This window comes from Dolichospermum sp. UHCC 0259 (assembly GCF_009711935.1).
Lineage (GTDB): Bacteria > Cyanobacteriota > Cyanobacteriia > Cyanobacteriales > Nostocaceae > Dolichospermum.
This window is the reverse complement of record NZ_VIKX01000192.1, coordinates 1-20,928: the sequence shown is the minus strand read 5'-3', so window position 1 is coordinate 20,928 and position 20,928 is coordinate 1. Positions and strand designations below refer to the sequence as shown.

Here is a 20,928-nt window from a genome sequence, read left to right as displayed (position 1 = left end):
CTTCATTTTCATCAAAAACAATTCAATAGAATATTTACTTCAAAAATCATGTTAAAACAACATCAACAACTCAAATTTTCTCCTTCAATGAATAACAATTATCAAGGATGGCAAGGCGATTTAAATACTGTGTATTTTGATAAAGAAAATATTAAAAACACACTGATGAATTTAAATTCTCCTTGTTATATTCTGAATAAAGAAGGACAAATTGGTATTAGCAATGAAGGCAGTCTGTCATATAGTGCTAACGGTAAAACTCAAAAACTAGAAATGCTTTTAACTGTTCCTGCAATCGGATTTCATCAATTAGGTGATCCAGCTTTTCTAGAGTTCTACAGTGTCAAATATGCCTATATGACTGGAGCAATGGCTCAAGGTATTGCATCTGAAGAAATGGTAATTACCTTGGGAAAAGCCAACATTTTAAGCTCTTTTGGTGCAGGAGGTTTATCTCTTACCCGGATAGAAACAGCAATTCACAAAATTAAACAAGCTTTGCATAACAAATCCTATGCTTTTAACTTACTTCATAGTCCTAGTGAACCTGCTATCGAACGGCGTTTAATTGATTTGTATTTACAGCATCAAGTCAGAATAATTGAAGCCTCTGCATTCTTGGATTTAAGTGATAATATTGTTTATTATCGAGCGGCTGGACTAAGTTTAAATTCAGCAAATCAAATCGAAATCAAAAACAAAATTATTGCTAAAGTTTCTCGTCGGGAAGTTGCTACTAAATTCCTCCAACCTGCACCCACAAAAATTTTGACTCAATTAGTTGAACAAGGATTAATTACCGAATTGCAAGCTAATCTTGCCGCAAAAATTCCTATGGCTGATGATATTACCGTAGAGGCAGATTCAGGAGGACATACAGATAATCGTCCACTGGTTTGTTTATTACCTTCTATCTTAGAATTAAGAGATGAAATTCAACGCAAATATGATTATGAAAACCCTGTAAGAATTGGTGTAGCAGGCGGAATTTCTACACCACAATCAGCACTAGCAGCCTTAATGATGGGTGCGGCTTATATTGTCACCGGTTCTATTAATCAATCTTGCGTTGAAGCTGGGACTTCTGAACATACAAAAAAGCTCTTAGCTGAAGCAGAAATGACTGATGTAATGATGGCACCTGCGGCTGATATGTTTGAAATGGGAGTCAAACTACAAGTTCTTAAACGCGGAACTCTTTTCCCACTTCGCGCTCAAAAACTAGGAGAATTATACAAAAATTATAATTCATTTGCAGAAATTCCCCCAGATGAAATAGAAAAGTTAGAAAAACAAATTTTGCGAAAAACAATTTCCGAAATTTGGCAAGAAACATCTACTTATTTATCTCAACGTAACCCAGAAAAATTAAGCAAAGCAGCTAATAATCCTAAATTAAAAATGGCGTTAATATTTCGCTGGTATTTAGGACTATCTTCCCGCTGGTCTAATACTGGAGAAAAAGGTCGAGAAATTGATTATCAAATTTGGTGTGGACCAGCAATGGGAAGTTTTAATAATTGGGTGCGTGGTTCTTATTTAGCAGATATTAATAATCGCCGAGTAGTTGATGTGGCAAATCAAATTATGACAGGTGCAGCGTATTTATATCGTATTCAAAACTTGAAAATTCAAGGCTTACAAATGCCAGAAGAATACAGTCAATATCATCCACAAAGTAGGTTGAGTTAAAGAACAAAACCCAACATTATTAAGAATTTTGTTGGGTTATGACTAACTTCATGCTGCGCGAACTTTCCTTAACCCAACTTACAATTTTCCAATCAGGTTTATAAATATGGCTATAAATAGAAAATTAGGACAGCTAGAAGAAACAATGGAGATCCTGAATCAACGTGCTAAAACATGGAATGTAGTTACTATTAGCCGGATTCGAGGAAATCTTCAAGAAACAGTTCTCAGACGGTCTTTAGATATTATTCAATATCGTCATCCTGTGCTTAATTCTCATATTATTAACTCTAGAAAATCTTACTATTATCAGTCCAAAGATACAGGAAAACTTCCTTTGCAAGTTGTTAGTATTAGAGAAAGTCAGGAATGGGAAGCGGTCGTTAATGCAGAGATGAATCAGGTAATTGATAGTAGTAAATACTTGCTGCGAGTCGTACTTGTAAAGATATTAAATCAGCAAAATATTAATTATCTGATTACAACTACACATCATGCTATTACCGACGGTTTATCAAGCATCCAACTTCACTCAGAAATTTTAACCTACTGTCAAAAAATTACCGAAGGTAAATCTGTTCCAGCAGTTACTACTTTAGCAGCACTTCCACCCATTGAAAAACTATTACCTGCATGGACAAATAGTTTTAAAGGAAAGATAGGGAGAATTTATTTATTATTAAATATCGCATTTCAAAAATACTGGAATCAACCAAAAGCATTAGGGGTAGAAAAATATGTTCCCATTTCTGTGCGTCGTTGCGAAATCATTCATAGACAACTTAGCGAAGAAACAACACAACAGTTTATTCAGCAATGCAGACAAGAAAATACTACAGTACAAAGTGCTTTATGTGCGGCACTAATGTTAACAGTCTTCAAACAACTGACTAAAAGCCATGAAGATACTATTCGAGTTAGTTGTTTATCATATCTTGATTTAAGAAGACGGTTAAAACCAGAAATTAGTGAAGAAAATATGACAGTTTTAGCAGCGTCTTTGATGAAATTTTATAGAATTACCAATAATATATCTTTTTGGGAATTAGCGCGGAAAGTCAAACATAATCTCAATAAAAAAATTCACCAAGGAGAAATTTTTCAAATGATATATCTAGCTAAACATCTGATAAATTTTTCTTTACTATTTCCTAATCAAGTATCTCCTACAGTATCAGTTTCTAATGTTGGCAAAGTTAATATTTCTGATACTTATGGGGAATTAGAACTAGAAGAAATCAGTTTTGTTGGTTCTCATGCTTTATATACAGGAATGTTTATTGTTCATGCTGCTACTTTTCGGGAAAAAATGACTCTAAATTTTGTGTTTTCTCAACCTGCACTTAATCGGCAAACTATGGAAAAACTTGTTGATAATTGTATTGATTATATCATGAAAGTCTCATCTCATTACTTAATACCAGGAGGTACATAAATGAATAACAATATCTCTAATTCTCTACCTGATAACCAAGATAACGCCACTAAAATTCAAGCTTGGTTAGTTTCCGAAATTTCCTCTTTACTGGGAGTTAACCCAGAAGAAATCAATATTCGTGAACCTTTAGACAGTTACGGTTTAGACTCAGCACAAACCATAATTATCGCTAGTAAAGCCGAAAAGTTTTTGGGATTTAAATTATCACTTATCCATCTTTGGTATTATCCCACCATTGAAGAACTGTCTTTCAGATTATCTGAAGAATTAGAAAATTCCCAGTCAGAAATTATCCAGATATAACCTCTACAAAATCTGTTTAATTACTGACAAACCAGTTTTTCCTCCTTGATTATTGGGACACTTCGCTAGATTAGGATAGCCTAATTAAGCTAGGTGTCCTCTTTTCTAAATTCCTATTTTTAAACACGGGAGATTTTGTTATGAATGCAGCGGAAATTTTAGCAAAACTCACTCAACAAGGTGTATTATTTTGGTCAGAAAATAGCAAACTGAATATTCGTTCTCCCAAGGGTGTAATTACTCCAGAAATACAAGTAGAAATAGCCACATACAAAGAAGATATTTTAGCATTAATTCAGGAAATGAATGTTACTAGTAATTATGCCCATGAACCTTTAATACAAGGTATTAGTTTACAAACTATTGGTAAATTAATTGGTGGCTTTTCTGGAGAATCACCCACAGGATATCAACCTCCAATTATTAATCCTCAGTTCATGGCTGAAAATTTAAAAGTTACTTTTAGACCTTTACCCGATTATTATCATAATCAAGTTATTGTCAGATTTCGCCAACAATTAATATTTTATCTGCAAAAGCATGGGGTGAAGGTAATTCCCTGGAAAGAAGCAACAACGGAATTGAAACATACCATTAAAATTCCCGTTATCAACTGGCATAAATCTTTAAAAATGCAGAGTGTCAGAGCAGATATTGATGCTGTAGTAGATGTAGAAAGACCAAATTCATGGTTAAGAAAATTAGGAATATTTGTCGCTGAAGCTTGGTATAAATTATCTTATTCATGGCTGCAAGAAAAACAACAAATGTCGGTTGTGCAAATTGCTAAATTAAGTAGTTGGGCTGAAGATCATGCTGCCAAATATGTTGAAGATCCGACAAATACACAAGTAATAATTCTCACGGATATAGATGAAGAATTTGTTAATCCACTTACACCCTATTCAGAAAAAATTCGCATTGGCATAAATACGTTAGTAAAAACTTTTTCAGAAATTGTTATTGGTGTATCCGATGAAAATTTTTCAATTCTAAATATGAATCTTTCTGATTCTAAATTTGCTCCCAGTGATATGGAAAATTTTGCTTTAAAATCACTGATTCCTAAAGTATTTGTACCAATTACTCCGTTATTAATTAGTCGCTTTGAATTAGGAGAATATAATCCTCATTTATCAAACTATGCCGAAAAGCTGGTAAAATTAGGGCAAGATTTAGCATCTACAGGTTTATTTCCGGCTGGGTTTAAGTTAGATGAAGTTATTAAAAGAAAATCCCATAGAGATATTGTCAATGTCATTGTTAATGGCAGAACAGGAGTATCTTATGGTTTTGTTGCTTATGCTGAACCTCCCCATTATGTCGGTAAACCAGAAATCACGATTGATGAATGGGAGAATTTATTACCTGTGGCGGGATTTAATAGTTATGAACTTCGCCAAAATGAACAAGGTAGACGTTATCTCAAACTAAATATCAACTCAGAAAATAGATTTAAGCAAATACCTGATATTTGGTTAGTGAGTTCTCGTTCTGGGGCAAATAAGACAGATTTAAATATTGATGATGATATTCTGCGGATTGGTTTACAAGATAAATTACATCTGCAATTACCATTAGGAAGTAATTCAAAAAAGACAGATATTAAACCATCTTATGATATTTATGTCATGTTGGCTATTAGTTTAGCTGCGGCTTTATATACACCAGAATTAATTGCCAATGGTGCGCCGATAGTTCACTTTCATGGCTATCCTGATTTTGATTGGTTTCAAGAAAATGAATATTGTGTGGGGATGAATAATCCTTCTGTACCTTGTGGAACTTATGAATCAGGGGTTTTCAATTTTCTAGGAATTGCTGATTTAGGTGATCAAATAATCAATGATGTCAATTTAATTAGTTTAGTAGAACCAGATCATGGGACAAATTTTATTGCTAATGATTGGGAGTATTTAGTAAATAGGTTAAAAGCTGGGTGTATGACTGGACAAATTGAATTAGGTGGGAAAAATTTTCCTTCTCTGAAAAATCGGTAATCGGGTATGGTCCATACATCCTCTTGGGCGCAGGCCCTGCGCCCCTACCTCTTGAATTTTACCGTATGCCGGCTGGATAAATGTCCATCTTTGCGCCGTTGAGAGAGAATTGTGGCAGGATGGAAAGAAGCCTGTGCAACATCACAGACTTAAAAGGGTGTTGTTTTGCATCAGAAACTGTCAGGATGATTGTTAGTTTCGCACTGTCAACGAAAAATTTGGCGGAAGGGATATACTATCCTCTGAATGTTAGTAAATTGCAGAACAAGCTATAGCGGTTGTCAGTTGCATGAAAACATCCAGTTATCATCAAACTGACTTGCCTGTATGACTTTTGATGCCTGTTCCCGGCTACATATACTCCCCACTTTGACTAGGAAATGAATCCAGAAAACTCAGAAACTTACATAAATCATCCAACTTGGGGTTTACTCTATAGGATCTGTATGGTGGATGAGAACCAGGATCTGTTTACCACACTCTATGCCCAACGCTTATTTTTTCTGGTAACAACTGAACTAAAAGTCCTGAAATTTCAGCCAATTGGCCGGACTGAAGCTAGAATGATGCTGGAAAATCGCTTGCGGACTTTGCGCCGCAGTGGTAATTCTCAGGAGTACGAACAACTTCAAGGTGTATTTCAGCGCACATTCCAATGAGTAGTTCAATTAGCGATCGCTTCGCTCATATTCGCGCCTCACTCCCATCTACAGTGAGGTTGATTGCTGTTACAAAAAGAGTATCTACTGAATTAATGCGGGAAGCATACACCGCAGGAGTTCGTGATTTTGCCGAAAGTCGCATCCAAGAAGCTGCCAGTAAACAAGCCGAATTGCAAGATTTATCGGATATTACCTGGCACTTGATTGGACATCTCCAAACGAATAAGGCCAGAAAAGCCTTAGAACTATTTTCATGGATTCACTCCGTTGATAACTTGCCACTGGCACAACGCTTAAATACACTAGCGGCAGAACTGGGAGTGAATCCCCACGTATGCTTACAAGTCAAAATTCTCCCCGATGCAAATAAAACTGGTTGGCTGGTTCCAGAATTATTGGCTGACTTGACAGCACTTAACCAATGTCAAAATTTACAAATTCAAGGTTTGATGACAATTCCGCCCCAAGGTTTGACGGATAGAGAAATTTTAACCGTATTTAATAGTACGTATGAATTAGCACAAACCATCAAATCACAAAATTGTCCAAATATTACCATGCAGCAATTATCAATGGGTATGTCTGGAGATTACCAATTGGCAGTGGAAGCAGGGGCAACGATGGTACGATTAGGTACAATTTTGTTTGGCCAACGAGCGTAGATATAGCTGTAGCCATACTTCTAGACAGCATGATTAACAATCGTTTGCGAATTTATAGTCCCAAGTATTGATAATTGTCAAAAAATATAATACTCTCATAAGTAATTCTTAATTGCAAAGGTGGTCATACCCCCTTTATTTTTAATAATCGTTAGGCTACAATTTTAACTCATTGTTACAGATTCGTTAATGTGCAGGCGTTAACATCAATATCTGTTGATAATTGGGAATTTGTACTAAAGAGTAAAATCAGTAGTACAATTGCTACGTCAAACATCTACTATAGTTACGACTACTGCCTAGAAGGAACTTTAATGTAACTTATAGCCAGGAAAATTAGGGGAATTTTAATCCGGGAGCGTACAACATGAGTAATATATTTTCCAAACTCAGGGACTTTGTTGGTTTGAATGAGCAGGTAGAATACGAATACTACGAAGAAGAAGCAGAAACAGCCAATAATTATCAGAATATCTATCAACAAGAAAATCCTCAACCAGCACCACAGGAAACCACTCCTGCAAATCGGCGTTGGCGGGAAAATCCACCTACCAGTACAGAAGAAGTAGCTGCAACAGTATCCAAACCTATGAGTAATGTTATTGGTATGCCAGGCGCAATTAATGGAATCTCTGAAGTTCTAGTTCTCGAACCTCGCACATTTGAAGAAATGCCTCAAGCGATTCAAGCATTGCGCGAACGCAAATCAGTAGTATTAAACTTGACGATTATGGACCCCGATCAAGCTCAACGAGCAGTTGATTTTGTTGCCGGTGGTACTTATGCTTTAGACGGACATCAAGAACGAATTGGTGAAAGTATCTTCCTGTTTACCCCCAGTTGCGTGCAAGTTAGCACTCAAGGCGGGTTGATACATGAAGTACCTATTAGCCAAGCCCGTCCCGCTCGTCCCGCAGCTACACCAGCAGCCACTCCTACTTGGGGAAATGAACCCACTCGGATGGCACAATAGGGGTAAATTAGTCATTAGTTCTGATAATTAATTGACCACTAACTAGTGACTAATGAAAATGAATATAAAATTTGGCTTAATTGGCGGTGGGGTAATGGGAGAAGCTCTATTATCCCGCCTTATTGCAAGTGGTATTTATCAAGGCTCAGAAATCATTGTTAGTGAACCCCAAGCTGAACGCCGCAGCTATTTAGAACAGAAATATGGGGTGGTGGTAACAACGGACAATAGCCTAGTGTTAGGGGCAGCAAAAACAGCGGTGATGTTGGCAATCAAACCCCAGATATTTACGGCTGTAGCCCAAGAATTAGCAGATATCCTCCCTACAGAACATTCACCCTTGATTATTTCTATCCTGGCGGGGGTGACATTAAAACAATTAGAAGCAGCTTTTTCTCAAGTTCCCATAATTCGCGCTATGCCCAATACTCCCGCCACAGTGGGTGCAGGGATAACGGCAATTTCTCTAGGTGCATACACTCATCCCCATCACCAACAAACAGCACAGCAGATTTTTACCGCTGTGGGGGAAGTTGTGGAAGTACCGGAAAGTCTGATGGATGCGGTGACAGGATTATCTGGTAGTGGCCCTGCTTATGTGGCATTGATGATTGAAGCTTTAGCTGATGGGGGTGTGGCTGTGGGTTTACCAAGAGCGATCGCTAAACAACTAGCTGTACAAACAGTCTTAGGAACAGCAAAACTGGTACAAGAAACCAAAATCCACCCCGCCGAACTTAAAGATCAAGTTACCAGTCCCGGTGGTACAACCATTGCCGGTGTCAGAGCCTTAGAAAAAGCCGGTTTTCGTTCCGCCGTTATCGAAGCCGTTAAAGCCTCGAAAGAACGCGCTCAGGAACTGGGGAAGGGGTAATAGGTAATAGGTAATAGTTCAGAGGGAACAGGGAACAGGAAAAACTCATGTTTTTCCTGTTCCCTGTTGCCCGTTCCCTGTTCCCTCTGAAAAAAGTCTATGTCCCAACCGTTTTGAGTATATTACAAAAGCAAATAGGGCTTAAATCCTTTTCCCCTGCGCCTTGCCCCCTGCCAACCCTAATTAGGGCTTGCTAAAGGCTGAATTTCTTCAACTGCTGGTGTTTCCTCCGGTATAGATTCTACAGACGGACTGGGCGCTGATTTGGGAATCATAAATTGTCGCCAAGTTCTAATTTGTTCTTGAGCATCAGTATAAGCACCACTACCACGAGGAATTAATTTAGCTGTATCAATGGCTTTGGCAACATCAACCTCACTTTGAGAACGTGCCATTTGCAACAATTCTTGACTCCATTGGTCAATGGCAATATTCACATCTAAACGTAAAGTGTTACGACTAGATACCCGATTTGCCAATTGAATAGCTTGAACCAAAGCTTCTGGTGTGCCGGTAACTGCAACTTGCTTGGCTTTTTGCCAACTGTCTTTAGCACGAATTTGGTCTTGCCAAGTATCTATAGATGATTGAGCTTCACTAGATAAAGCACGTCCTGAAGAGGCGATTTTTTGAGCTTCACTAATAGCCGTTGTCAAATTACCAGTGTCGGCTAATGCTTTGGCTTGATCTAAGTACGGTTGATCTTGAATGCGCTCAATTTGGGCTGTCCATAGCCGAATCTTTTTTCTGGCTTCGGGATATAATGCTCGTCCAGAACGAATTTGATTAAGTTCAGCGATCGCTGTTTGTAATGAACTAACATCCTCGTTGATAGCTATTTGCTCCGCTCGATCCAAATATGGTCTATCTTCAATCGTCTCCACCTGGCCACGCCAACGCCCAATTTCTTGACGGGCTTCAGTAGCGCGGGGATTATTGCCAGGAATTAATTGTACTTCCGAAATCGCTGCTGTTAAATCATTAACAGTTCCTTGACTGGCCAGATTCCGAGCTTTTTCTAACCGAGAAACATCTTGAATTTCTAATTGCCAACGAGCAATTAATTGTTGTGCCTCATTATAAATATCCCTGGAAGCATCTATTTGTTGAGCTTGAGAAATAGCGGTTTCTAACCCAGCCGCAGTCCCAATAAAAGCACTTCGTTGGGCTTCACCCAAAACCATAAAATCATCAACTTCAGCTTGCAATTCAGGAATAGGGGGAATTTGTCGGGCAATTTCCAATGCTGTATCAGCATCTCGATCCTTCATTCTCCCTTGTGCCAATTTGAGCATTTTGCGAGCAAACCCAGTTATTAATTCTTGAGCTTTTTGATACAGATAACTATCTGGTTTAATCGCCTCAGCTAGTCTAATAGCTTTGAGCAAACTCTCGACATTACGGTTTTTTGCTAAATTTTCTGCTTTGTAAAGTTTATCCCCATCTTCCCGCGCCGTAACAATAATGTTATTTAATTGATCATATTTAGTGCTTGCCCAATATTTATTATTGACCCGTAGCAATCTAGCTGTGAGCATAAAAGCTGATTGCCAATTTCGTTGGCGCAGTTCTTTTTCGGCTTCTTGGTAAATTCCTTCCGCCTTAGACCAAATCGTCTGCCACTTTTGAATTTGCTCTTCCACTAGTTCACTAACCTGGACATCAGTAGGAATTTGTCGGGCTGTAGCGATCGCCTCCTCCAAATTCCCCGCCTGGAAACTCTCATCCGCCAACCTGAGAACATCCCGTGACCATTCCTCCAAAAGACGATTAATTTCGCCCCGCAAAGGATGATTTTCTGGTAACTGTTTAACCAAAGTAATTGCTTGGAGCAAATCATTAATAGTTTGCTTAGAAGCCGCCAACTGAGCGCAGTGTAACCGCACTGATGCACTAGCCAAAGGCCAGAAAATTTGCGGGCAATTTGGAGCAGTAGGTAACTTAAATAACATGGATAAAGCTAGAAAACCCATGCTTCCAGGAATTAAAGTTAATACTACTGCCCAAACTACCCAATTTTTAGTCCAGCGCGGCATCTTCTCAATTAAAACATTGAGATTAAAAGTAGGTTCTGAATTATCATTTATAGCCAAACCATCGCCATCTTGTTTTTTTCTTTGCTTCATGGACTGAGAATGAGAACCAATAGCAGCGGTATCAGCAGTTTGATTATTTTGTATGTAGTTAGGCTGAACCCCAATTGGTTCTCCTGTTTGGTCTGAAGACCAATTATCTGGAATATCCCGCTCTGTCATTGCTCACACCACACTAATTGAATAGCGATATGAAAGTAGATAGATCAATATAGATAATTTTATGTTTGCTATCCTCACTTTCCCATCTAGAAAAACCCATCCCTAGCATTCACCACCCCATCCATAACATTACTGTTTTTTGGGTTTGAGTGTAACTAGTGACATTAACCAGAAATTAAAGATTCTCTTTGTAAATCTCCAATTAACCGGGTTAAATCATCACTACTTGCTTGATAGATATTACCGCAAAAGTCACAAGTTGCTTCTGCACCATCATCTTTCATAATCATGTCTTCTAGTTCCGCTTCTCCTAAGATTTTTAGCGCCCCTAGCACCCGATCAAAAGAGCAACCACAATGAAAGCGTAACATCTGACTTTCGGGAAATATGTTCAATCCCATATCTCCTAACAAATCGTTAAAAATTTCTGTCAATGTTTTACCTGTTTGCAGTAATGGTGTAAACCCAGATAAAGCCTCAACCCGTGATTCTAATGTCGCCACTAGATCCTCATCCCTAGCAGCTTTGGGTAACACCTGGATCAATATTCCTCCCGCCGCTGTTACACCCTGTTCTCCCACAAATACACCCAAAACTAAAGCTGAAGGAGTTTGTTCAGAACTTGCCAAGTAGTGAGTAACATCATCACCTATTTCCCCAGAAACAAGTTCTACCGTACTAGAGTAAGGATAACCATGACCAAGATCGCGGACTACATACAGAAAGCCAGTACCTACTGCCCCGCCAACATCTAGTTTACCTTTATGATTAGGTGGCAACTCCACAGATGGATTACCTACATAGCCCCTAACTGTGCCATCTAAACCCGCATCTGCCAATACACCACCTAAAGGACCATCGCCCTTAACGCGAACATTCACCCTAGAACCTGACCGTTTCATACTGGCAGCCATCAGCAAACCGGCAGCCATAGTTCTCCCCAGCGCGGCTGTTGCCACATAGGATAGTTTATGCCGTTGTCGAGCTTCTTCCGTTAACCGAGTGGTAATCACACCCACTGCTTTAATCCCACCATCCGCCGCAGTCGCACGAATTAATTGATCTGCCATGAAAAACCTTACAATTCTTTACAAGATGACTTTTCTATTTTAGGTTGTTTCGAGTCAGGAGGTAAGAGGCAGGGGAGCAGGGGGGCAGGGGAGAAAATTTTTTCTACGAACAACTGACAACTGACAACTGACAACTGACAATTGACCAATTACCAATCACCAATTACCAATTACTATGCTAGGTACATTTCAACAAAGCCAAATCCGTATCGAAGTTACAGCATCAGCCGATGCCATTCATGACAGTATTTTGCATCCTGCACAACTAAAAAAATGGCTATTGGGGCAAAATTTCCCCCCGGAAATGCCTACAGAATTACCACCAGGATTTGAATTTACTACTCACACAGGTCCTGTTTCCATTCATCATCGAGTAGAGGTAGTTAAACCAAATTGTTTGCGCTTACTACTCAGTGGAGGCATTGATGGCTTTCACGAATGGTACTGGGGAGAAGGTTGGGTACAATCTCGCTTAGAAGGCATATCCATGTTACCCCTAAACTTAGGACAAACTCTGAGTTTAGTCAGCTTACGTCAATTCTTAACCACAACCAGGTAATTTTTCCATTCTTTGCGCCTTTACTCCTTTGCGACTTTGCGCGAAAAAATACTAATTAACAATTCCAGATACCCATAAAAGCACACATCCTGTCGCCAAAACACACATAATTCCTGTTAACCCCGCCAGGGGTTTTTTATTGATACCTGTTACCCATACAGAAACTTTATCTGTATAGGTAATTAATCCTGCTGTATCTATGGTAGCGATCGCCCATACCCAACCAGCATGAAGTCCCCAAGCAATCCCTAAACTATTACCATCAGCCAATCTGGCTAATACTAAAACCATACCCATTAGCCATAATCCCGGCAGTTGAGGAAGAGTTTCTTTTTGTTCCCATACCAAATGCAACACAGCAAAAACCAAGCTAGAAATAATTGCTGCTAACCAAATTGAATAATTTTGTTCTAACTTAGTCAATAAAAAGCCCCGAAATACAAGTTCTTCTATTCCCCCCACAAACAAAGCCACGAGGGAAATTGTCAATAAACTAGATGGAATTAACTTGATCTGAGATTTTTCTAAATAGCACCAACCGGCGCAAATTTGCCCAAAAAATACGATAGCTAGACTGAAAACACCCAAGCTAAAACCCAGTAGTAAAGAACCGAAAATAGAAACTTTCCCCACTAATCCATAATCAGGGAAAGAACCCAAATTCAACTCTTGAAATCCCCAGAGAATTAGCGGCACTAATAAATAAAGAGATACTAATAAAGGAATTTTCTGCTCTGGTTGTAAAGATTTGTGTATTTGCCACTTCAAGGTAATGGCTAAAATTGCTACCAATGGCAACCAGCAACCTATCCAAACAATAAAAAAAGCCACGACCAAAAACACTGGTGTATCTTTAAGAAACTCCAGCAAAGTATGGACTGATGACTCTAAAAATGACAGTGGAATAGACATAAAAAACATGACTAACTTCCTGCAACAACAGATTTCTTGATGAATAATCAAGACTCTACTAGAATTTGTGACTCATGGAAGAGGTCAAAACGTTTTTTATGTCTGATCCCACTGCAATTATTTAACTACAACTACTAATTAGCGGCAGTTTTAGGGATAAATTTATCAGAATTTACCTTAAACTTATCCCTGATAGGTGAAAAAATTTATTCTTCTGCGTCTGATTCATCAGCATCATCATCAGACTGGATCAATTTTTTATCACTTTCACCAAGTTGAATCAAGTGAATATGTTTGTAACCGAGTCTAATTTCAAATTCGTCACCTGGTTCTAGGTTCATTGCTTTGGTGTAGGTTGCACCAATCACAATTTGACCATTTTGATGAACACTGACCCGGTATGTCGGTTCGCGGCCACGTCCATCTTTTGGTGCTTCTGGGCTGAGGGGAATGCCTCTAGCTGACAATAAAGCATCATAAAAGTCTGTTAAATTAACCCGAACTTGGCTATTTTTAGTAACGGTGTAATAACCACATTGCTTTGCTCTTTCCCGACGTGGCAAAGTAGAAAGTTCTTTAACTTTCGCCAGCAATGTTTTTCCAGTTAATGGGGCAGTTGCAGTTTCAGTCATTATGCTCTAATTTTCCTTAATCTCTTCAAATTGATAGCGTAGCATGGACTTAGCCATTTCCGAGTTTTTTTGTGTGTCTAGTATTGAGCAATCAGCGCAACTGGACTTCAGAAATCAACAAAACATGAGGGTGATGGGTGAATTCCTGCTGATATGGCAGCAACAGAAGACTCTATTATAGTTGTCTATAATAGGTTTATAAGTCATAGTTGCCACAGACATTTATTTCAGTAATTTTACGGCGTTTTTAACCATCATTGGCCATCGGAAATTAAATTATTTTCTCTTTGGTCACTGTTGTAACGGTGTAACTTCAAGCCACCTTTACAAGTCAGGTTAGTTCTACTCCAAAAAAGATCAAGCAGCCCGGCTTTGGGGTTTCCCAAAATAGAGGAACTGCCGCGTAGAGCCAATAAATTACAGGTTTTTCACATTCAGTGCTGCTCTCTCTTGCCTTTGAGTTATGGGACTAAAGACAGCATTATGATTTGTATGTGGTCTGACGGACATACACCCTTTTATTTTGCCAGTAGAGACATAAATTTTCTAGTCTCTACATTACGAAGAAACCAAAGAAGTGTTAGCCGTGCTTATGCGGCTATTCTGATTTTGTTGGTTCGTAATTTTCTATTAAATACTAGCATGAAATAATAATAGCAAAATATTTTTTAAATTTATTTTAAATTTAAAATTCATTTGACAACTAAATTTTGATCTATATCTCTGACGTTGAGCAGCTAAAATCCAGGAGAGATTTTCCTCAAACTTGATACTGTCGTAAGGATGATGCCAGAACTTTTATAAAAGTTAATCTAATTTAGACGTGCTTTCGGTGAGTGAGGCAGTTAAATTGTAGAGTTTCTATGGCTTCACTACAGGAGCTATCTGGGACTATAAACAAAAATCGGGGCGAAAAATCCCTGCTGTTAATCATTATCAGATTCAAAGCTGTGATAGCGAAGCGCTCCGCAGGAATCAGATGATCTACGTCTGTCTAGGGGAATAATAAATTTACCATATCTATGGGATATTTGATAGCCACTCTTCTGAGATGTTCACTGGCTTTAACACTTATATATATTTAAGGATGTAGAATTTTGATAACTGGGGCTTGACGAAAGAAGTATTAAGTGTAAAGGATCAAGGGTGAAGGCTGCTGTCAACTCAAGCGTAAGAGAAAATCTATTTTTATACTTTACGCTTCATACTTCATCCTTCCCTAGTTTCATGATTTTTGAGGTAGATAAGGTAAGAGAGAAGATTTAAACCCAAGATTTGGATTGATCATAATGGAAGTTATTTTTAAGATTACTCGACAAGAAGAAAATTCTCACCCTGTTTGCAAGTCTTATGTTTTGGAGGTAGAACCAGGGAATACTATCCTGGATTGTCTGAATCAGATTAAGTGGGAACAAGATGGAACTTTAGCATTTCGCAAAAATTGCCGCAATACAATTTGTGGTAGTTGTGCTGTGCGGATTAATGGGCGTTCTGCTTTGGCTTGTAAGGAGAATGTGGGGAGTGAATTGGCTAGACTGGAGAAAATATCATCATCTGCAAATCAGCCGCAAACTACTCCAGAAATTACAGTTGCACCGTTGGGGAATATGCCTGTAATTAAAGATTTGGTTGTGGATATGAATGGTTTTTGGAATAATTTGGAGAAAGTTGCCCCTTATGTGAGTACCGCTGGGAGACAAGTTCCTGAAAGGGAGTTCTTGCAAACGCCTCAAGAGCGATCGCTTCTTGATCAAACGGGTAATTGTATTATGTGTGGGGCTTGTTATTCTGAATGTAATGCCATAGAAGTCAATCCTGATTTTGTTGGTCCCCATGCTTTGGCTAAGGCATATCGCATGGTGGCAGATTCCCGTGATCATAATACAGAACAAAGATTAGATACCTATAGTACGGGAACTCAAGGGGTTTGGGGTTGTACTCGTTGTCTTTATTGTGATGCGGTTTGTCCGATGGAAGTTGCCCCATTAGAGCAAATTACGAAAATTAAACAGGAAATTCTGGAGCATAAGCAAGCTGATGACAGTCGGGCAATTCGTCACCGCAAAGTTTTGGTGGATTTGGTTAAACAAGGTGGTTGGATTGATGAACGTCAATTTGGTTTGCAAGTGGTTGGTAATTATTTCCGCGATTTGCAAGGTTTACTCAGTCTTGCACCTTTGGGGTTGAGAATGCTAGTTAGGGGTAAATTTCCTCTTGCTTTTGAACCTTCTGAGGGGACCCAGGAAGTGCGATCGCTCATCAATTCTATACAGAAAATTGATTAATTGATTGTGAGTTAATAAGTTATGGGCGCAGACCCTGCGCCCCTACCTCCTCGATTAAGTTGGATCTTGGGGGATATTTAATTTTCGTCCAAATCGGTCATACACTAAAATATCCCATTGTCCATTGTTACTGTACTCAAAGGCGATTCTATTACCATCACTACTAATTGTGGGATTGCGGACTTCTCCTGGGAGATCACTTGTTAAATTTCGTGATTGACGCACATCTCGATCATAAAAAATAATTTGTGTTCGTCCTTGACGACTGGCAGCAAAGACAATAAATTTACCATTGTCAGAAGCCGCAGGATGGGAAGCAATTGTATCAAAGGAATTTAAACCGGGTAAGTCTACTAAATTACGAGTCACTGTATCAAACATATATATATCTTGACTGCCTCGGCGATCGCTCGTAAATACTATATATCTCCCAGAAATTTGCGGATTTAATTCAGACGAGAAGCTATTTAAACTCCTTCCCCCGGAATCAAATGGGTAACTGAGTAAGCGCGGGTAGCCAAAACACCCAGTTAACAGAGTTGAGCATAAAATTAAAATAATTGATAATTTGGCGTTGCTTCTTACCTTTGCGTCTTTGCGCCTTTGCGTGAGACTAAAATTCATACCCTTAATCAGCAACGCCGATAATTTATAATTCATAGGATTGTGAAATAAAAAATTCCCCCTCTCAAAAGAAAAGGGAGAAATAAAAATGTACTTACAAAAACCAACCGTAAGAATGTAAACCCTTACCGAGAAGATTTACACCCAAATAACAAATCCAAACTACAACAAACCCAGCAGCGGCTAAAATTGCAGGTTTTCGACCTTGCCAACCGCGAGTTATTCTAGAATGTAGGTAAGCTGCAAAAACTAACCAAGTAATTAACGCCCAAGTTTCCTTGGGGTCCCAACTCCAATAAGAACCCCAGGCTTCATTAGCCCAAACCCCACCGGCGATAATCCCAATTGTCAGGAGAGGAAATCCTAACCCAATGATGCGATAACTGATATTATCCAGGGTTTCAGCTAGATTAAGACGTTGAGGTGAGAGGATTTCCGCAGTTTGAATGGGGGTAGTTGTGACTAAATCTAAAACCGCAGTCCCATTTCCATTGTTATTACTTTCAACGCGAGAAAAGCCATTAGTTTCCGCAGCGGGTGTGGATGTAACTAACTCACCAGCTTTCAGTAATTTATAACCATTACTCCGATAACCGCCATTACCAACGGAACTACCTTGTAATTGGATATTTTGTCCACGAGTCACAATTAAAAATGCGATCGCTAACAATGCACCTACCATCAAAGCTGAATAACTCAACATCATCACACTGACGTGCATCATTAACCAATTTGACTTTAAAGCAGGAACTAAAGGCTCTGAGACTTGCATATTTGAGGGTAAAGTCAAAGTCGCAAAAGCTGCAATTCCCATCGCTACAGGTGCAGTGACAACTCCTACCAAACGGCTACGACTGCTATTTTCGGCAATTAAATGGACAGCAGTAATTCCCCAAGTCAAGAAAAATAAAGATTCGTAGAGATTACTCAGGGGGAAATAACCCGCTTCGATCCATCTTGCCCCTAATAGAGTCGCCATACACAAATTAGCGATCGCCATACCGGCAGTTCCTAAAGCCGCTGTCACCGATAAAGTCGGAAAAGCCGCCCCCACCCAATAAACTAACATCGTACAGAATAAGACAGCAAAAGAGGCATTATCTAGCCAGTTCTGGAGTACAACCAGATTCATAAGCACTTCTCTCCAGTGGATGCTTGAAAATATCAATTCCGATTATTTTGATCCTATCTGGTTTTGGCGATAGGTGACTCAATACCAGGATTCATTACCAGAAAGTCCTGCATTTCACGGGTCTTGGTATAAGAGTATTAATATAGGCAGCAAGCAAGAAACAAGTTATAGCAAAATCGTTTTTCCTAACTTTGATATGCCTTTTGGTAGCTAGTCAAGGTTAGGAAGTCCGGTAGCTTGACCTTGACTGAATATCTGACTAGCGTACAATAAATAGTACATCAAGGTTAGGGGAAGTAATTAGCTATTATATAGTAGCGGTGTACTAACGCTGAGTATTCAGTGAGTATTGAGTATTTATGGCTTTAGCAAACTAAAAGCTTGATATCAAACACTCAAGTTAGCAAAATCAGACCTTTTAAGTATTTTATGAGTATCCCTGATACGATAAAGCCTGAAAGTATTAATTTTGCGGCATTTTTGACACCTAGCCTGGGGTAATACCAGCAAAGAGAAGCTGTTTATTTAAGGAATGTAATATGCGTACAGAATGGGTAGCCAAGCGACGTGGACAAAAAAACGTATCGCAAATGCACTACGCTCGTCAGGGTGTAATCACGGAAGAAATGCAATACGTCGCCAAGCGGGAAAACCTCCCTGCTGAACTGATCCGCGCCGAAGTAGCACGGGGACGAATGATTATCCCTGCGAATATTAATCACACTAATTTAGAACCGATGGCGATCGGTATCGCTTCTAAATGTAAAGTAAATGCTAATATCGGCGCTTCTCCCAACTCTTCCAACCTGCAAGAAGAAGTTGATAAACTCAACCTAGCGGTAAAATACGGTGCTGATACCGTTATGGATTTATCCACAGGTGGCGGTAATTTAGATGAAATTCGCACCGCAATTATCAACGCCTCACCTGTTCCCATTGGTACAGTTCCAGTTTACCAAGCTTTAGAAAGCGTTCACGGCACTATCGAAAATCTCACCGCTGACGACTTTCTCCACATCATCGAAAAGCACGCCCAGCAAGGGGTAGACTATCAAACCATCCACGCGGGAATTTTGATTGAACATTTACCTTTAGTCAGAAACCGGATTACAGGAATTGTTTCTCGTGGTGGCGGAATTTTGGCGCGGTGGATGTTGCATCACCACAAACAAAACCCCTTGTATACCCATTTCAACGACATCATTGAGATTTTCAAAAGATATGATGTTTCTTTCAGTTTAGGCGACTCCCTGCGCCCAGGATGTACCCATGATGCCTCCGATGAAGCCCAGTTAGCAGAACTGAAAACCCTGGGAAATCTTACCCGCAAAGCCTGGGAACATGATGTCCAAGTCATGGTGGAAGGTCCTGGTCACGTTCCTATGGATCAAATTGAGTTCAATGTCCGCAAACAAATGGAAGAGTGTTCGGAAGCACCTTTCTATGTTCTCGGTCCTTTGGTTACAGATATTGCTCCTGGTTACGACCATATTACCTCAGCCATTGGCGCAGCTATGGCGGGTTGGTATGGAACAGCGATGTTGTGTTATGTGACACCTAAAGAACATTTGGGTTTACCTAATGCTGAAGATGTGCGTAATGGCTTAATTGCGTATAAAATCGCTGCTCATGCGGCGGATATTGCTAGACATCGCCCTGGTGCTAGAGATAGAGATGATCAACTTTCTGAAGCTCGCTATAATTTCGACTGGAATCGTCAATTTGAGTTATCTTTAGACCCAGAAAGAGCGAAGGAATATCACGACGAAACTTTACCCGCAGATATCTATAAAACCGCTGAGTTTTGTTCGATGTGTGGACCTAAGTTCTGTCCAATGCAGACTAAGGTTGATGCTGATGCTTTGACTGAATTGGAGAAGTTTTTGGCCAAAGAACCTGTAGCGCAAGCTTAAACACTGAAACACAAGATCCCCGACTTCTTAGAGAAGTCGGGGATCTAAAATCTCAATTAATATAAAAATATTATTTTTGCTTAAATGACTCGACAATCTCATGATCAATTCGCTAAAGAATATCTAGAGGAATTATTAACACCTCTAGGAACAATTAAAAAAAGCGAAAAGGTTAAAAGTGAAGTTCAAGAAATTGATGTTTGGTTTGAACCATCTCCTATTCCACCTCAAGAGAATCTACCTTTAGGTTTATTAGGGAAGATGGCAAAAACTCAATGTTTATTTGAGCCTTTTCGCAACCCACCATCAGAAATCGAAGTTCGCAGTTGTTTACTTAAATTATATGCTGTTCATGGCGATGTAGTTAGGAAAGCGAAACGCGAAAACAGAAATATTGCTGAATCAGATTTACCGATTTTATGGATTTTAACACCAACCTTTTCATCTCGGATGATTACCGGATTAGGAGCAGTTGAAATTGCAGAAGATTGGGTTCAAGGTGTTTATTTTCTGCCGAATATATTGAAAACAGCAATAGTTGTGATTCATCAGTTACCAGAAAATGAGGATACGTTATGGTTGAGAGTTTTGGGGAAAGGAGGAACACAAAAAAGAGCAGTTGAGGAGTTAACTGAGTTACCAGGAAATAACCCTTTTCGAGAGAATTTGTTACTCATTTTAGCGGACTGGCGCAAGAATTTAGAATTGAGAGATAATTTAAGTAAGGAACAAGAGGAAGTAATTATGAACTTATCACCAGCTTATTTACAACAAATAGAAGAATGGAAGCAAGAAGGAAAAGAGGAAGGCAAGTTAGAAGGTAAGTTAGAAGCAGAACTTTATTTGATAACTTCTCTTCTGGAAGGGCGTTTTGGTAGTTTGGATGCCAGGGCTATTTCATTCTAAAAGAGAGGATAAAATGGTAGAGATATCTAGGCATCT

18 protein-coding genes are annotated in these 20,928 nt (G+C 39.2%); 12 read left to right on the top strand and 6 right to left on the bottom strand.

All coding sequences use genetic code 11. From position 1 onward, the window contains the following. Positions 1–48: 48 nt before the first annotated feature. From FJR05_RS15485 to proC, 8 genes are all read left to right on the top strand, one after another. Entirely contained in the window at positions 49–1,692 is a 1,644-nt protein-coding gene (locus tag FJR05_RS15485) for a PfaD family polyunsaturated fatty acid/polyketide biosynthesis protein (protein ID WP_168644920.1), read from the top strand. Positions 1,693–1,798: 106 nt separating this feature from the next. Then, on the top strand, positions 1,799–3,127 hold the full coding sequence (locus tag FJR05_RS15480; RefSeq protein WP_168644919.1) for a condensation domain-containing protein: 1,329 nt from the start codon (positions 1,799–1,801) through the stop codon (positions 3,125–3,127). After that, positions 3,128–3,433, top strand: a complete 306-nt coding sequence (locus FJR05_RS15475; RefSeq protein WP_168644918.1) for an acyl carrier protein — start codon at positions 3,128–3,130, stop codon at positions 3,431–3,433. Positions 3,434–3,573: 140 nt separating this feature from the next. Continuing rightward, positions 3,574–5,433: a hypothetical protein gene (locus FJR05_RS15470; protein WP_168644917.1), complete on the top strand. Its 1,860-nt coding sequence runs from the start codon at positions 3,574–3,576 to the stop codon at positions 5,431–5,433. A 380-nt stretch (positions 5,434–5,813) separates the two neighbouring features. Then, entirely contained in the window at positions 5,814–6,092 is a 279-nt protein-coding gene (gene pipX / locus FJR05_RS15465) for a transcriptional coactivator PipX (protein ID WP_027402694.1), read from the top strand. Beyond that, positions 6,089–6,757, top strand: a complete 669-nt coding sequence (locus FJR05_RS15460; RefSeq protein WP_168644916.1) for a YggS family pyridoxal phosphate-dependent enzyme — start codon at positions 6,089–6,091, stop codon at positions 6,755–6,757. Before pipX ends, FJR05_RS15460 begins: the two co-directional genes overlap by 4 nt. A gap of 367 nt (positions 6,758–7,124) precedes the next feature. Then, positions 7,125–7,730, top strand: coding sequence for a cell division protein SepF (locus tag FJR05_RS15455; protein ID WP_168644915.1), 606 nt, complete (start codon positions 7,125–7,127; stop codon positions 7,728–7,730). A 58-nt stretch (positions 7,731–7,788) separates the two neighbouring features. Next, positions 7,789–8,604 carry a pyrroline-5-carboxylate reductase gene (proC, locus tag FJR05_RS15450; RefSeq protein WP_168644939.1) on the top strand — a complete coding sequence of 272 codons (816 nt, stop codon included), beginning with the start codon at positions 7,789–7,791 and terminating at the stop codon, positions 8,602–8,604. A 179-nt stretch (positions 8,605–8,783) separates the two neighbouring features. Here proC and FJR05_RS15445 read toward each other — a convergent pair whose 3' ends face one another. Together FJR05_RS15445 and hslO are read right to left on the bottom strand one after the other, a co-directional pair. Beyond that, the gene (locus tag FJR05_RS15445) at positions 8,784–10,859 is read right to left on the bottom strand and encodes a chromosome segregation ATPase (protein ID WP_168644914.1); all 2,076 of its coding nucleotides are present in this window, start codon (positions 10,857–10,859) and stop codon (positions 8,784–8,786) included. Positions 10,860–11,023: 164 nt separating this feature from the next. After that, positions 11,024–11,929: an Hsp33 family molecular chaperone HslO gene (gene hslO / locus FJR05_RS15440; RefSeq protein ID WP_168644913.1), complete on the bottom strand. Its 906-nt coding sequence runs from the start codon at positions 11,927–11,929 to the stop codon at positions 11,024–11,026. A 175-nt stretch (positions 11,930–12,104) separates the two neighbouring features. Here hslO and FJR05_RS15435 point away from each other — a divergent pair, with 175 nt between their 5' ends. Then, positions 12,105–12,488, top strand: coding sequence for a hypothetical protein (locus FJR05_RS15435; protein WP_168644912.1), 384 nt, complete (start codon positions 12,105–12,107; stop codon positions 12,486–12,488). A 51-nt stretch (positions 12,489–12,539) separates the two neighbouring features. On the opposite strand, the gene FJR05_RS15430 is transcribed toward FJR05_RS15435, so the two are convergent. Continuing rightward, the gene (locus FJR05_RS15430) at positions 12,540–13,409 is read right to left on the bottom strand and encodes a CPBP family intramembrane glutamic endopeptidase (RefSeq protein WP_174783720.1); all 870 of its coding nucleotides are present in this window, start codon (positions 13,407–13,409) and stop codon (positions 12,540–12,542) included. A 197-nt stretch (positions 13,410–13,606) separates the two neighbouring features. Further along, positions 13,607–14,032, bottom strand: coding sequence for an AbrB family transcriptional regulator (locus FJR05_RS15425; protein ID WP_168644911.1), 426 nt, complete (start codon positions 14,030–14,032; stop codon positions 13,607–13,609). A gap of 1,289 nt (positions 14,033–15,321) precedes the next feature. On the opposite strand from FJR05_RS15425, the gene FJR05_RS15420 reads away from it, so the two are divergent. Continuing rightward, a complete protein-coding gene (locus tag FJR05_RS15420) occupies positions 15,322–16,317 on the top strand; it encodes a succinate dehydrogenase/fumarate reductase iron-sulfur subunit (RefSeq protein WP_168644910.1) in 996 nt (331 codons plus the stop codon). Positions 16,318–16,371: 54 nt separating this feature from the next. Here FJR05_RS15420 and FJR05_RS15415 read toward each other — a convergent pair whose 3' ends face one another. Both FJR05_RS15415 and ccsB read right to left on the bottom strand, forming a co-directional pair. After that, positions 16,372–16,941 (bottom strand): Tol biopolymer transporter periplasmic protein, encoded by a 570-nt coding sequence (locus FJR05_RS15415; protein WP_254446957.1) that lies wholly within the window; start codon positions 16,939–16,941, stop codon positions 16,372–16,374. A 94-nt stretch (positions 16,942–17,035) separates the two neighbouring features. Continuing rightward, a complete protein-coding gene (ccsB, locus tag FJR05_RS15410) occupies positions 17,036–18,073 on the bottom strand; it encodes a c-type cytochrome biogenesis protein CcsB (protein WP_168644909.1) in 1,038 nt (345 codons plus the stop codon). A 539-nt stretch (positions 18,074–18,612) separates the two neighbouring features. Here ccsB and thiC point away from each other — a divergent pair. Together thiC and FJR05_RS15400 are read left to right on the top strand one after the other, a co-directional pair. Next, positions 18,613–19,986, top strand: a complete 1,374-nt coding sequence (gene thiC / locus FJR05_RS15405) for a phosphomethylpyrimidine synthase (protein ID WP_168644908.1) — start codon at positions 18,613–18,615, stop codon at positions 19,984–19,986. 84 nt (positions 19,987–20,070) lie between these two features. Next, positions 20,071–20,892, top strand: coding sequence for a hypothetical protein (locus tag FJR05_RS15400; RefSeq protein WP_254446955.1), 822 nt, complete (start codon positions 20,071–20,073; stop codon positions 20,890–20,892). The last annotated feature ends 36 nt before the right edge of the window (positions 20,893–20,928 follow it).